Below are 15,518 nucleotides of genomic sequence, written 5' to 3'. Positions count from 1 at the left end.
CAGGCAGGCAAACGTTGTATGATGTAATGTGAATTTTTAGACGGTTTACAAGTGCGTAGAGCAGCGGATGGAGACCTGAACAGCAGGATCACCGCTGCTTTTACGCTGAATAATGGACAGGATGAGGATGAAGATGCAGCGTTATTTCGTAGCACCGGAGCAGTTCGGCCCGGAACAGGTTACCATTGACGGCGAGGATGCCCGCCATATTGCTAAAGTGATGCGCGGCAAAGCCGGAGACAAGCTAATTGTCAGCGACGGCGTTTCCCGCGAGGCGCTGGCGGAGATCTCTTCAATCGAGATCGGCCAGATTACAGTGGACATACTGGAATCTCTGGAGATGACGCATGAGCCGCGGATCAAGATTACGGTGGCCCAGAGTCTGCCGAAGGGAGACAAGCTGGAAACCGTCATTCAGAAGTGCACTGAAATCGGTGCGGTGGCCTTTGCCCCGTTCCTCTCAGAGCGCACGATAGTGCAGTATGACGAGCGCAAGGAGAATAAGAGGCTGGAACGCTGGCGCAAGATTTGCAAGGAGGCAGCGGAGCAGGCACACCGTAATATAGTGCCGGCCGTTCATGCGCCTTTGAGCTGGAAGCTGCTGCTGCAAAGCTTCCGCGACTATGATGCCGTTTACTTTTGTTATGAGAAGGAAGAAGGGATGCAGCTGCGGAGTGCCGCCGCACCTTGGTTGTCTGCGCTGGCGCCGGAATCTCCGGGCCGGGTGATGGTCGTTGTCGGTCCTGAAGGCGGATTCAGCCCGGAGGAATGCCTCGCGGCCGAAGAGGCGGGAGCGGTACCGGTAGGCCTGGGGCGGCGTATTCTGCGCTGCGAGACGGCCGGCATGGTCGCTGCAGCCTGCATCCTGTATGAATCCGGAGAAATGGGGGGAGCTTGAACAATGCCATCCGTAGCATTTTATACTTTAGGTTGTAAAGTGAATTTCTATGACACTGAAGCCATCTGGCAGCTATTCAAAAATGAAGGTTACGAGCAGGTTGATTTCGAAGGGCCCGCCGACGTATATCTAATCAACACCTGTACGGTAACCAATACCGGCGACAAGAAAAGCCGCCAAATGATCCGCCGCGCCGTGCGCCGCAACCCGGAGGCTATCGTCGCCGTAACGGGCTGCTATGCGCAGACCTCACCCGGCGAGATCCTTGATATTCCCGGGGTCGATCTCGTGATCGGGAACCAGGACCGTGAACAGATTATGACTCACGTCAAAAATATCCAGGGGTCCCGCCAGCCGGTGAATGCCGTCCGCAACATTATGAAGACGCGTGAATTCGAAGAGCTGGATGTGCCGGGTTTTGCTGACCGGACGCGGGCGTTTATGAAAATCCAGGATGGCTGCAACAACTTCTGTACCTTCTGTATCATTCCGTGGTCGCGCGGACTGTCGCGCAGCCGTGATCCAAAATCGATTGTCGCCCAGGCACATCAGCTGGTGGAGGCCGGTTACAAGGAGTTTGTTCTGACCGGAATTCATACCGGAGGTTATGGCGACGATCTGGAGAATTACCGTCTCGCCGATTTGCTGTGGGATCTGGATAAGGTGGACGGGCTGGAGCGGGTACGCATCAGTTCGATTGAAGCCAGCCAGATTGACGATAAATTGCTTGAGGTGCTGAACCGCAGCTCCAAGATGTGCCGTCATCTGCATATTCCGCTGCAGGCGGGACATAACGAGGTGCTCAAAGCGATGCGCCGCAAATATACCACCGAAGAGTATTATGCCAAGATGGAGCTGATCCGCCAGGCGATGCCGGATGTCGGAATCACCACCGACGTTATTGTCGGATTCCCCGGCGAGACCGAGGAGATGTTCCGCGCCGGCTATGATTTTATGAAGGCCGTGAATTACTCCGAGATGCATGTCTTCCCGTATTCGAAGCGCACAGGCACCCCGGCGGCACGAATGCTCAACCAGGTTGACGAGGAAATTAAGAACGTCCGCGTACAGGAACTGATCGACCTATCCGAGGAGATGCAGCTTGCCTATGCGCGCAGGTTCGTCGGCAAGACATTGTCTGTTATTCCTGAACGGTCGGCCAAAGGGGCGCCGGGCCGCAGCACACAGCACGGCTTCAGCGACAATTACCTGCAGGTTTTCTTCAGCGGCGATGATTCGCTGCAGGGTCAGCTGTGCGAGGTGAAGATTACGGAAGCTGGTGTCAACGAGTGCAGAGGTGAACTGGTCCGAGTAAGCCAAAGTGAACGTCGTGAGTCCGTTCTTGTAGTTGAATAGTTAAGGGAACAGAGAAGAAACGGTGGCTGCCTTTATTTAAAGGAAGCTTGCCGTTTCTTCTTGTTTTATGCATGGTCTTTTATATCAGCCCGGCCCTTGAGATTCTATAGTCGAAAAGTCCTGAATTCAGCGGAAACTGAAAATAAATAGGAAATAGGGTAAACAGTGAGGGTGTAATTGTCGATATAGTGGAAGAGTGTGGAAATATAAACTTAATGCCTAAGGAGAGAACAGATGACTGTGTACAGGAAAATGACAAAGATGCTACTAGTTATGATATTGCTCGCTGCCGTGGCTTTTCCGGTAAACGTCTTTGCAGCTACAGGCGATATCAATTCGATTGATTTCGAAAGTTCGGCAAAAGTGGAACTGACCGTCGGGCAGACGCCCAAGCAGCTCAAAGTATATGCAAGCGTAGAAGGTTCTTCATCCAAGAGGGATGTTACCGGTGCAACCGTATGGAGCTCCTCCAAGACCGATGTAGTTAAAGTAATCAACGGTCTGTTGACGCCGGTCAACACCGGTTCGGCAATGATCACGGCTACATATAATAATGCGATAGCTACCCTTGAGGTATCTGTTACCCATCCCTTTAAGGAATTAACATTGGAGCGCAGCTCTGATGGAAACTATAAATTGGGCGACAGCGAGGAAACGCTGCTCGTTAAAGCAAAAGCCGTTGGCGGAGAGTCGGCAACATCTGTTAAAGATGTGACAACTGATGCCGAATGGAGCAGTTCGAATACAAGTGTAATCACTATTACTGGCGGAAAGATCACGCTGGTTGGCGAAGGAAAGGCAACAATTACAGCTAAATATAAAGGATTGACCGCCACCTTCAAGGCAGTAGTACAGCTGCCATATTCGGCAATTGTGCTGAAAGAGAAGGACGTAGCTGTCCAGGAACTTGAAATGCTGGTCGGAGACGCTGCGGTAAAATTAACAGCGGCAACTAAGGCGACTGAAACCAGCCCCGAAAAAAATGTTGCCGATCTGGCAACATGGACAAGCTCCAATGAGAGTGTTGCAACGGTAAAAGCCGGGGAAATCACAGTGCTGGCCACTGGTAAGGCTGTTATTACAGCAAGTTACCTCGGTGTTTCCAAATCGTTAGATGTGTATGTACGCTCACCTTACGAGGCGCTGCTGCTGGACCCCTCAGGTGATCAGTCCCTGTTCATGGGAGAGAGCTTGAAGGTTAAAGCTGAAATGAGAAATGCTGTGAATTCGACTAGGAATGAATCTGCAAACGCAGTATGGACCTCTGACAATCAGCTGACCGCAACGGTAACTAAAGACACATCGACCACGGAGAATGCGGCTGCGATCGTTTCGGCCAAAGCGGTTGGAAGTACGGTCGTTAAAGCGGAAAACCTAGGAGTCAGCAAATCGTTTAAACTGACTGTATATCCGACACTCACCGAACTCAGCATTGATAAGGCCGAGCAGGAGATCTACACAGCGGATTCCGTAAGCCTGCCAAAGGTAAACGGAACGAAGCTTGACGGCACAAAGATGGATTTCAGTGATGAGATCGAGTGGACCTCGGCCGATGAAGAGATCGCCTTAATTAAGGATGGCAAGCTTGTAGCCGGCAAGGCGGGCACTGTAACCATCACTGGTAAGATCAAAGAAGGTAACATAACTTCATCTGCTGCTGTGCGGGGCAAAACTGTTGTACAAAAAGTAATAGTTCAGAATAAAGTGCTTGTTCTAATCGGACCTGAAGGTGCATTGGGTCTTGTCATCGGCGAAGAGAAGCCGTTGCCTGAGATTCAGGCCGTGCTGGAAAATGGCGACGAGCTCGATGTATCCAAGACGATTGAATGGGAAGTTAGCGGAACCAACGCCATCATTAAGCAGACGGCAAACGGCAAGACTGCTAAAGGATTGGCCAAGGGCAATGCCACTCTCAAAGGAACTTATGCCAACAAGAGTATCAGCATTCCGGTAACGATTGAGCAAAAGGTTGTGAAGCTGGTTGTGGAGCCAAGCACACTTGATATGAACATCAAAGGCTCCAAAACAATTAAAGTAACCGGATATTACTCCAACGGGAAAACGGCGAATTTCTCCAGCGGAATGGATTGGGAGTCCTCCAATCCGGCGGTAGCTACAGTGAAAGGGGCATCCGTCAAGGCTGTTACTGAAGGATCAACAACGCTGACAGGCTCCTATCAAGGAATTGCCGCCACTGTCAAAATCACCGTTATTCCCAAACTTACGAAGTTGTCTGTAAGTGAGAACAGACTTGCTCTGGCTGCAGGAGCAACTCAGAGCGTAGTGGTGACGGCACAGTACGATACCGGCAAAACGGCAAATGTTACTGGAAACGTGGTATGGACAAGCTCCAAGCCAGCCGTGGCGAAAGTGAATGCTAACGGCGTCATTACAGCATTAAGCAAAGGAACAGCATCAATTAAGGGCAAGCTGAACAATAAAACCATAACGGTATCCGTTAAGGTGAAATAGTTTGCCTGCAACCCAGATGAAATGAACAAGATCTGCAGAACCGCTGTTATGGCGGTCCTGCAGATCTTTTTGTATAGGCTGAATGGAGATTGCATTAGTACTGCAGGGCTGATTGAAGTATAATAATACAGCGATTGAATACGTCCTGAAGCCATAGCTGAAGCTAATCCCATGAGGTGCTTTATGATTGGAGCCGCTGCTCAAGCCTGGACCATAGCGGCAGGTAGCATAACGGCAATGCCCCAAGCGAGCAGACCACATTGAAGATTGTCTGGGCATGGGCGAGCTGTGCGGCGGGACCGCCGCCGATCCAGGCGGCGAGGCTCTGCAGCGGCCCTATAAAGGGCAGGAACAGCAGTGCGCCGCCGACGTTAAGCGCCACATGCGACCAGGCGACGAACACCCCGGAAGGCGAGCCGCCGATTGCGGCAATTACGGCGGTGACACAGGTTCCGACATTTGCGCCAAGCACGATGGCGATGCCCAGCTCCGGCGGCATCACGCCGGTGGAAGCCAAGCCCATCGCCATCCCGATCACCGCCGCGCTGCTGTGCAGCATTGCGGTCAGACAGGCTCCGGCGGCAAGCCCCCAGAGAGCGCTTGTGGCAGCATGGCCAAGGAACCAGCGGAACAGTCCGCTGGCTTGCAGCGCGGGGCTGATCGACTGCATGACGGCGATGCCCCATAGGACAAGCGCGAAGCCGGCCACCGCCAGGCTGATGAACTGAAGCGGCCCGGAGATTTTACGGCAGGCTTCTGCCGCCTGCCAGGAGTAGGGCGGCAGCTCGCCGATCATGACTGCCGCGGCCCAGACGCAGAGCGAGGCAGCCAGCAGCGGCGTGGCCATCGTGCTGATCTGCAGTCCAATCAGCTCGGTGGTTAAGCAGGTGCCGATGTTGCTGCCGAGAATGATGCCCAGGGTCCGGGCATAGGTAAGCAGGCCGGCATTGACCATGCCGATGGTCAGTACCGTGACGGCAGTACTGCTCTGCAGCAGTGCCGACAGCAGACTGCTGGCTATGAGGCCTTTTACTGGCGTAGATGTGGCCTTATGCAGGCCTCGGGATAGCAGGGGTCCAGCAAGCCGCGACAGCGCGGCTTCCATAACCTTCATGCCGGCAAGAAAGATAACTAGACCATATATAATAGGGAACAGCAGGTCGCGGATCATAAGGATAGGCTCCTTTGAACGGGGGTTGTACACCAATATATGAAAGCATTGCAGTGGACATGTATGAAATCATTAACTAGAACAGGGAGTTGAAGTCATTGGCATCGGTTATTCTGGAACGAAACCGCAAGAAAAGACTGGAGCAGGGTCATCCGTGGGTCTACGCCAGCGAGGTGGCCTCGGTGGACGGAGAACCGCAGGCAGGCGGATTGGTGGATGTGCTTAATCACCAGGGGCGTTTTTTGGGTGCAGGTTATTATAATCCGGCTTCGCAAATCCGGGTGAGAATTCTCTCTCAGAGTCCGCTGGCCATCATGGATACGGCCTTTTTCGCGGAGCGGTTCTCAAGCTGCCTGCAGCATCGGGAACGTTTTCTGCCGGGAGCAGACGCGTACCGGTTTGTGTACGGCGAAGCTGATTTTCTGCCCGGCCTGATTATTGACCGTTTCGGCGAGATTCTTGTCGTTCAGCTCTTGACGCTGGGCATGGATCTGCGCCGCGCAGAGATTGTCGAGGCACTGGTTCAAGTGATGAATCCACGCGGGATTTATGAGCGCAGTGATGTTACTGTCCGGGAGCTGGAGGGTTTGGAGCAAAGAACCGGAGTGCTCTACGGGGAATGTCCGCGCCACATTACTGTAAGCGAGAACGGTCTGAAGGTAATCGTGGATATCGAGGAAGGCCAGAAGACAGGCTACTTTTTCGACCAGCGCGAGAATAGAGCCTCCATCGCTCCGCTGATCAAAGGCTGGGGCGGCCGCAGCGGAATTACGCTGCAGGAGCTCGAGACGGATGAAGGTCTCGTTCAGACCCTGCCGGTGAACAAAAGCGGCAAGCCGGTCACCTTCCCGTATTGGGACGGTGCGACAGTGCTGGAATGCTTCGCGCATACGGGCAGCTTCACACTGCATGCCTGCAAATACGGAGCCAAAAAGGTTACCTGCCTCGACGTATCCGCCCACGCGATCGAAAGCGCCAAGGCCAATGTGGAACTGAACGGATTCACAGACCGTGTGGAATTTGTGGTGGATGATGCTTTTGCTTTTCTGCGCAATCAGGTTAAAGGGCTGGAAGAGCGGACGGAGCGGGCAACCGGTGCAGTGGAGGCTAAGACGGGAGCCAAGCCGGCGGCCAAGGCCGATACGGCGAAGCCGATGACCGCTGGCGGCGGACGCACATGGGATGTCGTCATTCTGGATCCGCCGGCGTTTGCCAAAACCAAAAGTGCTGTTGCCGGTGCCTGCCGTGGTTACAAGGATATTAACCTGCACGGCATGAAGCTGGTCAATGAGGGCGGTTATTTGGTGACGGCAAGCTGCTCTTACCACATGCAGCCGCAACTGTTCCTGGATACTATTGCCGAAGCGGCGAAGGATGCCGGTAAGGTCCTGAGACTGATTGAATGGCGGGCCGCGGGGAAAGACCATCCGCAAATTCTCGGTGTCGACGAAGGTCATTATCTGAAATTTGCCATTTTCGAAGTGCGCAGCAAGAAATAACGAACCCGGCCCATAGGCCAGCTCTGGGGGAGTCTCTGTAAAGAGGCTCTTTTTTTCATTTTTCATTGATAATCATTCTGGCGTTCTCTTCTGAGGAAGAGGCGGCCCGGTGGCTGGAACCGCTGCAGATGAAGAAAGGGGAGGGAAGCGAAGCTGGACCATGCTTAGTTGTGAATATTACCGTGAATGATCAAGAGACTGAAGCAGCTTAAAAACGCGGCAGTCTCTTTGTGCTGTACATGCGGATATCCATCCGCTGAAACTTGAAAACAATGGCAAACGTATGTTCCGTTTGGAAGAGATATGCTATAATGTTGGGACGGATTCATCAACTGGGTTGAGAAATTTGATACCGGTTGTATTCATAGATTTGGCCACGGAAGGAGTCTACTGCAATGACGGTAAACTTTTTGATAGGCCGCTCGGGCAGCGGCAAGACAACAAGAATATGGGAAACGGTATCCTCAAAGCTGGAGTCTGAACCGCTGGGCGCACCGATCATTGTACTTGTTCCGGAGCAGGGCTCGTTCGGGGCGGAGAGAGGCCTGCTGGCAGCAGGCAGCGTGAAGGGCAGCATCCGGGCCCAGACCTTGAGCTTCTCGCGGCTTGCATTCCGGGTGAAGCAGGAGACCGGGGGCAGCGCCAGTCTGCCCATCAGCGAAGAAGGCAAAAAAATGCTGATATACAAGATCATCAACCGGCGCAAGGAAGAGCTGAAGCTGTTCGGCGCTTCAAGCGACAGACCGGGCTTTGTGGAACGGCTCAGCGCACTGCATACTGAGCTGAAACGCTGCTGCCTGGGCGCTTCCGATCTGGAAGAACAGCTGGCAAGAATGCGTGAGGCCATAGGAAGCAGTCCGATTCTGGCCGGCAAGCTGGATGATCTGCATATCGTATTCAGCGAGTTGGAGCAGGAAATGTCACAGCTGTATATAGATCAGGAAGACCGGCTGGCTGAACTGGCGGAGCATATTGCGGATTCCTCTTACATAAGAGAAGCCGAGATCTGGGTAGACGGGTTCCATGGTTTTACCCCGCAGGAATTTATGGTGCTGCGCGAACTGATGCAGCATGCATCAGGGGTGACAGTGGCCCTTACGCTTGACCGGATTTATCCAACGGGGCTGCAGCCGCATGAACTGGAGCTGTTTCATCCCTCCGCAGTTACGTATATCAAGCTGCGCGGGATGGCTGAAGAGCTGGGCCTTGCGGTCTGGGACGAGCTGCTGGCGCCGCCTGTGCTTCCGCGATTCGCCGGTAGTCCGGCCTTAGCTCACCTGGAGCGCGGATTTCACCGCCGCAGCCGCTGGAGCGGCGATATCGGGCAGGCTGCGGAAGCCATCACGATCAGCGCTGCAGTCTCCCGTAGAACAGAGGTCGAGGGCGCGCTGCGTGAAATGATCAGGCTGGCCCGGGATGAAGGGGCGGAGTACGGCGAGATGGCTGTATTCATGCGCAACATTTCAGATTATGAGCAGCTGATTACTCCGTTGTTTCAAGACTATGGCGTCCCGTTCTTCCTGGACCAGAAGGTGAATGAGCTGCATCATCCGCTGGTGGAATTTATACGGTCCGCACTTGATGTGGTGCGCCGCCGCTGGCGGTATGAGGATGTGTTCCGCTGTGTGAAGACCGAGCTTCTGCTTCCGCTTGACGGCAGTATTACCCGCGAGGATATGGACGGGCTGGAGAATTATGTGCTGGCCTGCGGCATCCATGGATACCGCTGGACCGATGGACGTTCCTGGAAAGGAATCCCCAGTCTTTCGCTGGAAGGCAGCCGGATTGTGGATGAGGAGCTGCTTCTGAAAATGGAGCGGTGCCGGGAGTGCATTACTGGTCCGCTGTATGCTTTTGAGAAAAGAGTCAAGAAAAGCCGCAGCGGGCTGGAGCTATGTACAGCGGTGTACCTGCTGCTCCGGGAGTCAGATACCGCCCGGAAGCTGGAGAAGCTGAGCAGAGAGGCGCTTGAACTGGGACAGCCGGAACGTGCGCGGGAACATAGCCAGTTATGGGATGCAGTGCTCGATTTACTGGATCAGATCGCGGAAATGATGGGATCAGAGAGAATGGAATTTGAGCTGTTTGCCGGGGTGCTGGAGACCGGACTCAGCGAGCTTAAGATGGGTTTGGTTCCGCCTGCTCTGGATCAGGTGCTGGTCGGAAGCATGGACCGGACGAGGGTTTCAGGTGTGAAATATGCTTTCCTGCTGGGATTCAACGAAGGGGTTGTCCCTGCACAGTTCAAAGAGGATGGCATCCTGTCCGAGGGAGAACGGCTGCTGCTGGAGAACAGCGGAATGGAGCTGGCTCCGGGATCCTCACGCAAGCTGCTCGATGAGCGCTTCCTGATCTATGGCGCGCTGACAACGGCCAGCACTAGACTGTGGATCAGCTATGCCACAGCCGATGAAGAGGGCAAAGCGCTACTGCCTTCGGAAATCATCCGCCAGCTGCATGGCATGTTCCCGGATGCTTTGCAAGAACGGTCCCTTTCCGGGTTCCCCGCAGCAGTATCTCCTGACGAAACCGATGCAGGTGAAGCTTTGCATCTGGGCTTTGTGGGGCATCCCGGACAAAGTCTGCGCATGCTGATTATGCAGCTGCGCCAGTGGCGGCAGGGAGTGGAAATCCCCGGACTGTGGTGGGATGTCTATAACTGGTTCGCGGAGGATGAGCATTGGAGTCCGAAGCTGCAGCAGCTGCTGGGTTCGCTGTTCTACCGCAATGACGGCATTCCGCTCAAGCGGGAGACCAGCCTCCGTCTATACGGAGGCAGAACACTGCGCGGCAGCGTGTCGCGTATGGAGAAGTTCGTTGCCTGCTCCTTCTCCCATTTTGCTTCATACGGCTTAAGGCTGAAAGAACGCCAGCTCTATAAGCTGCAGGCGCCGGACATTGGACAGCTCTTCCATGCCGCGCTCAGCGATATGGCCAAGCGGCTGCAGGAGCAGGGCCGCGGCTGGGGGAGCTTGACGGCTGAGGAGTGCCGCCGGGAAGCCGGAGAGACAGTAGACAAGCTGTCACCGCTTCTGCAGGGCGAAATTCTGATGAGCAGCAAACGCTACGGCTACATTTCCCGCAAACTGAAGAATATTGTCGGCCGCGCTTCCGTGATCCTCGGCGAGCATGCCCGCCGGGGCAGCTTCGAGCCGGTGGGGCTGGAGCTGGATTTTGGCCCGGGTAAAGATCTCCCGCCGCTGAGAATTACATTGCCTAACGGCTGTGTAATGGAGGTGGTGGGCCGGATTGACCGTGTTGATATGGCCGAAGGAGAGCATGGAGTTCTGTTGCGGGTTATTGACTATAAATCAAGCCAGAAGGATCTTAAGCTGCATGAGGTGTACTATGGGCTGTCGCTGCAGATGCTGACTTATCTCGATGTGCTGCTCACCTATTCCGAGCAGTGGCTGGGCAAGGCTGCGCTTCCGGCAGGAACCCTTTATTTCCATGTGCATGATCCGCTGCTTTCGTCGCCAAACGGGTTGAACCGTGAGCAGGCGGAGCAGGAGCTTCTGAAACGGTTCAAAATGAAGGGTCTGCTGACTGCGGACCGTGAGGTCGTTTCACTAATGGATACTACGCTCGATAAAGGGCATTCCTCAATTGTGCCGGTAGCGCTGAAGAGCGACGGCAGCTTTTACAGCAGCGCCTCTGTAGCCACGCCTGAGCAGTGGGGGCATTTGCTGTCCTCGGTGCGGAGCAATATTTCCGATATCGGGACGCGGATTACTGAAGGCGATGTGGCGATTCAGCCCTACCGGATTCAGCAGGAAACAGCCTGCACGTTCTGTTCCTTCCGGCCGGTATGCCAGTTTGATGAGGCTGTGGAGGGCAATGGCTATAACAATCTTGCCAAGCCGGGCAAAGACGTGATTTGGGATCTGCTGTCCCATAAAGGAGGAGAGAAGCCATGAGCATTAGAGCTGAAATAGAGGCCAAGCCGGAAGGCAGCCTGTGGAGCGATGATCAATGGCGCGCTATTGCCGAGAGCGGCGATGATATTCTGGTTGCGGCAGCGGCAGGCTCCGGCAAAACAGCCGTACTGGTCGAGCGGATCATCCGCAAAATCAGCAACGAGGAGAACGGCTTCAGCGTGGACCGTCTGCTGGTGGCCACCTTCACGAAGGCGGCAGCCTCCGAGATGCGGCAGCGGATCCGCGAGGCACTGGAGCGGAAGCTGGAGGAGCAAGAGGGTGCGGAAGAGGGCGGAGCAGCGGGCCATGACTACTTGCGCCGCCAGCTTGCTTTGTTGGGGAGAGCGTCGATCACGACCCTGCACTCCTTTTGCCTGGAAGTTATCCGGCGTTATTATCAGCAGATCCCCATTGACCCCGGATTTCGGATTCTGAATGAGCATGAGGCAGAGATGATGCGTCAAGAGCTGCTGGAGGAGCTGCTGGAAGAGAAATACGGTGAGGTCTCCGAAGACGGAGAAGATGGCATTTTTGTAAAGCTTGCAGACTGGTTCAGCGGCGAGCGTACCGATGATGCGGTGCATGCGCTGGTCCAGCGGCTGCATGATTTTGCCCGCAGCCATCCCTGGCCGGCACAGTGGCTGAGGGATACTGCGGCTGATTTCTCGCTGCCGGACACGGAAGCTCTGAGCCGCACGGCTTGGGTGCAGAGTATTCTTGCCGAGGCGAAGCTTACGCTGGACGGAGCGGCCAGCCAGCTTATTCAGGGGCATGAAATCGCCTTGCAGCCCGGCGGACCGGCTCCCTATGCGGAGAGTCTGACTGCGGATCTGGAAATGGTCCGGGCGCTGCAGGATGATCTGCTAAATAAATCCTGGGCAGAGCTCTATAATATTTTCATAGAGATATCCTTTGGAAAGCTTAAGGCTTGCAAGAAGGATGCAACCGACCCCGGACTGCAGGAGACGGTCAAGGAGCTGCGGGACAATGTGAAGAAGAGCCTGCTGGAGCTGCAAAAATCGCTGTTTGGGCGGCCAGCCGAGGTTTTTCTGGCGGAGCTGCATGAGGCGGCTCCGCTGATGCAGGAGCTCGCTGAGACGGTCATCGAGTTCGGTGAACGTTACCGGATTGAGAAAGCAGGCCGCGGTCTGGTCGATTTCAGCGATCTGGAGCATTACTGCCTGCAGATTCTGCGCCATCCTGATTCTGTGCCGGGCCATTCGCTGCCATCGGATGCGGCAATGGAATATCGCGAGCAGTTCGACGAGGTACTGCTGGATGAATACCAGGATACGAACAGCGTACAGGAAGAGATCGTACGGCTTATCTCCCGCGAATCGCCGGGCAACCGGTTTATGGTCGGCGACATGAAGCAGAGTATTTACCGCTTCCGCCTGGCGGAGCCGGGGCTGTTTCTGGACAAGTATCTCAGCTTTGGTGCGTCAAATAACGGAGCTGCCCGAGAGGGGATTCCCGGAGATGAGGAAGAGCAGGGCGGAGAAGCTGCTGCCCGGGGCTCGGTGATCGATCTGGCGCGTAATTTCCGCAGCCGGATGGAAGTTGTGAATGCCGTCAATATGATTTTCCGCCAGATCATGAACAGGACCGTTGCAGAGATCAGCTACGATGAACGTGCCGAGCTGGTCTACGGGGCGAATTTCCCGGGAGCGGAGGAGAACCGTCCGGATACTTATTTTGCGCCGGAGCTGCTGCTGATTGACCGGGGGACTGCACCGGCGGGCCGCATGGAGGAAGCCGCTGAAGACGGGGAGCTTCCTCCCCAGGAGAGCGAAGCCATCGAGAGCGAGACGGCGCAGCTGGAAGCGCGGGCCATCGCCCGGCGTATCTCGCAGATGACCGGGATGACTGGCGGTGCGCCGCTGCTTATCTATGACAAGTCCTTGCGTATCATGCGTCCTGTAGTGTACGGCGACATCGTTATTTTGCTGCGTTCTGCGCGGATATGGACACCGCTGATGATCGAGGAGCTCCGCCTGGAAGGCATTCCGGCCTACGGCGATCAGAACAAGGGGTATTTCCAGGCAACGGAAGTGGAAATTGCCCTGTCGCTGCTGCAAGTAGTGGATAATCCCCGTCAGGATATTCCGCTGGCGGGGGTGCTGCGCTCACCTGTAGTCAATTTAAGTGAGGAAGAGCTGGCGATGGTTCGTCTATGCAGCCCGGGTTCTTTCTATGATGCCCTGATGGCGGCTGCAGGTGACTCGCCTGCGGGCAGTACCGGTGAAGTCATTATGGCTGAACAGGAGCTTACTGCTGCGGCTGAGGTTGCTGCGGCTGTATTCCCCCATAATAACGTTCCTGCAGCTTCCGCAGAAGAATTTGAATCCGGTGGTTTAACCGGTGCACTGCAATTAGGCGGCGCCGGATGGGGAGCCGATGAAGCAGCGGTATCACAGATTCCGCCTGCACTGCGGAAGAAGCTGCAAGCTTTCACAGTATTATTAGAGGGTTGGAGAAATGCAGCCCGTCAGGGCAGTCTCAGTGCGTTGATCTGGCGCATCTACGGCGAGAGCGGCTATCTGGAATGGGTGGGCGGCCTACCCGGCGGATTTCAACGCCAGAACAATCTTAAAGCACTGTACGACCGGGCGGTGCAGTTCGAGAAGGATACCTCCGCGCGCGGATTGTTCCGCTTCCTGGTGTTTATCTCCCGGCTGCGGGAGAACGGCGGCGATCTGGGTGTTGCCGGGGGAAGCGGTGAGGAAGCCGGTGGCGTCAGAATCATGACGATTCATAAATCCAAGGGCCTGGAGTTTCCGGTTGTCTTTCTGGCCGGGATGGCTAAGCCCTTCAACCGGCAGGATCTGTATTCCCCGTTCCTGATGCACAAGGAGCTGGGCTTCGGCCCGCGGTTTGTAGAGCGGGAGACGCGTGTCAGCTATCCGACTCTCCCCTATCTGGCTATTAACCGCCGCTCGCGGCTGGAACTGCTGGCGGAGGAAATGCGTGTGCTCTACGTCGGGTTGACCCGCCCAAGAGACAAAATGATCCTCGTCGGCACAGTAAGGGATTTACCGCGTGCCGTTTCAGGCTGGACGGGTATGCAGGGCCGCGAGGAACTGCTGCTGGCTGATCATCTGCTGGCCCGGGGCCGCAGTTATCTGGATTGGGTAGGTCCCGCTTTGATCCGTCACCCCGGCGCAGCTATTCTGCGCAAGCTGGCGGGAGCGGAAGGCATTGTCTCAACGGTGCTGCATGGCGATGCTTCCAATTGGAGCATCTCTGTACAGGCTGCTTCCGGACTTGGGTCAGGTTCTTTTGCCGGCACGGCGGATGATGCTGCAAAAGGTGAAGAACGGCGGCTTGTCCAGGATGCGCTTCGCACGGGCAGTGCACTGCGTTCACTAGGAACACCGGATGAAACAGAAATCTCCGGAAGACTGAAATGGGAGTATCCATTCGCGGCAGCATCCGGCATTCCGGCCAAAACATCGGTGACGGAGCTGAAGGCCATGTTGTCTATGGAGGAACAGCCTTCCTATGACCTGCTCGAAGAAGGGTATTCTGCAAGCCGGGGTAACGGGTCTGGCCGCAGTACTGCACTGGCGGAGAGTCTCCATTTGCGGCGTCCAAAGTTTATGGAGAAGCGGGGCTTGTCAAAGGCAGAGCGTGGAACGGCGTACCATACGGTGATGCAGCATGTCCCGCTGGACGGGCCTGTGGACCGTGCTGTTCTGGAAACTGTGATTGCGCAGCTGACCCGGGTCGCCATTCTGAACACGGAGCAGGCGGAGGCGGTTGACCTTGCCGAAGTGGAGGCCTTTTACGCCGGTGAGCTTGGGCAAAGACTGCTGGGAGCATCATGGAAGCGCAGAGAGCAGCCGTTCAGTTACATGGTTCCGGCAGGCGAAGCCTACCGGGGACTTGATTATTTTGACAGAGAACTTTCTAACCTTTCAATGGACAACGGCCGCCGGACGCTTGACGAAGCAGTGCTGATTCAAGGGGTGGTTGACTGTCTGTTCCGCGAGGAGGGACGGCTGATTCTGCTGGATTATAAAAGTGATGCCGTGCTGGAGCATGAAGGCGGACTGGACGGGCTGAAGGAAAAGTACCGGTTTCAGCTGGAGCTGTACAGCAAGGCGCTGAATGATATTTTAGGCGAACCGGTCAGCGAGATTTGGCTGTACTTTTTTGACGGCGGACATGCTCTGAAACTATAAATCTACTATAGAAGATAAACT

General features: G+C 55.2%; 7 protein-coding genes. 6 read left to right on the top strand and 1 reads right to left on the bottom strand.

Annotation, left to right across the window (positions count from 1 at the left end; translation table 11 throughout):
- Nucleotides 1-133: 133 nt before the first annotated feature.
- The 3 genes from AC3WT9_RS14765 to AC3WT9_RS14755 all read left to right on the top strand — a co-directional run bounded on the left by AC3WT9_RS14765 (nt 134) and on the right by AC3WT9_RS14755 (nt 4,726).
- A complete protein-coding gene (locus AC3WT9_RS14765; RefSeq protein WP_341097761.1) occupies nt 134-898 on the top strand; it encodes an RsmE family RNA methyltransferase in 765 nt (254 codons plus the stop codon).
- Between the two features lie 3 nt (nt 899-901).
- Entirely contained in the window at nt 902-2,254 is a 1,353-nt protein-coding gene (gene mtaB / locus AC3WT9_RS14760) for a tRNA (N(6)-L-threonylcarbamoyladenosine(37)-C(2))-methylthiotransferase MtaB (RefSeq protein WP_492407695.1), read from the top strand.
- 234 nt (nt 2,255-2,488) lie between these two features.
- On the top strand, nt 2,489-4,726 hold the full coding sequence (locus AC3WT9_RS14755; protein ID WP_492407694.1) for an Ig-like domain-containing protein: 2,238 nt from the start codon (nt 2,489-2,491) through the stop codon (nt 4,724-4,726).
- Nucleotides 4,727-4,907: 181 nt separating this feature from the next.
- On the opposite strand, the gene AC3WT9_RS14750 is transcribed toward AC3WT9_RS14755, so the two are convergent.
- On the bottom strand, nt 4,908-5,897 hold the full coding sequence (locus AC3WT9_RS14750; protein ID WP_341097760.1) for a Na/Pi cotransporter family protein: 990 nt from the start codon (nt 5,895-5,897) through the stop codon (nt 4,908-4,910).
- Nucleotides 5,898-5,995: 98 nt separating this feature from the next.
- On the opposite strand from AC3WT9_RS14750, the gene AC3WT9_RS14745 reads away from it, so the two are divergent.
- The 3 genes from AC3WT9_RS14745 (at nt 5,996) to AC3WT9_RS14735 (ending at nt 15,497) form a co-directional block, all read left to right on the top strand.
- Nucleotides 5,996-7,396 carry a class I SAM-dependent rRNA methyltransferase gene (locus AC3WT9_RS14745; protein ID WP_341095553.1) on the top strand — a complete coding sequence of 467 codons (1,401 nt, stop codon included), beginning with the start codon at nt 5,996-5,998 and terminating at the stop codon, nt 7,394-7,396.
- 395 nt (nt 7,397-7,791) lie between these two features.
- A complete protein-coding gene (gene addB / locus AC3WT9_RS14740) occupies nt 7,792-11,313 on the top strand; it encodes a helicase-exonuclease AddAB subunit AddB (protein ID WP_341095548.1) in 3,522 nt (1,173 codons plus the stop codon).
- Nucleotides 11,310-15,497: a UvrD-helicase domain-containing protein gene (locus tag AC3WT9_RS14735; protein ID WP_342480500.1), complete on the top strand. Its 4,188-nt coding sequence runs from the start codon at nt 11,310-11,312 to the stop codon at nt 15,495-15,497. Before addB ends, AC3WT9_RS14735 begins: the two co-directional genes overlap by 4 nt.
- The last annotated feature ends 21 nt before the right edge of the window (nt 15,498-15,518 follow it).

The sequence above is a fragment of the Paenibacillus sp. EB106-06-01-XG199 genome (genome assembly GCF_058791575.1).
This window is presented reverse-complemented; position numbering and strand designations above follow the sequence as displayed.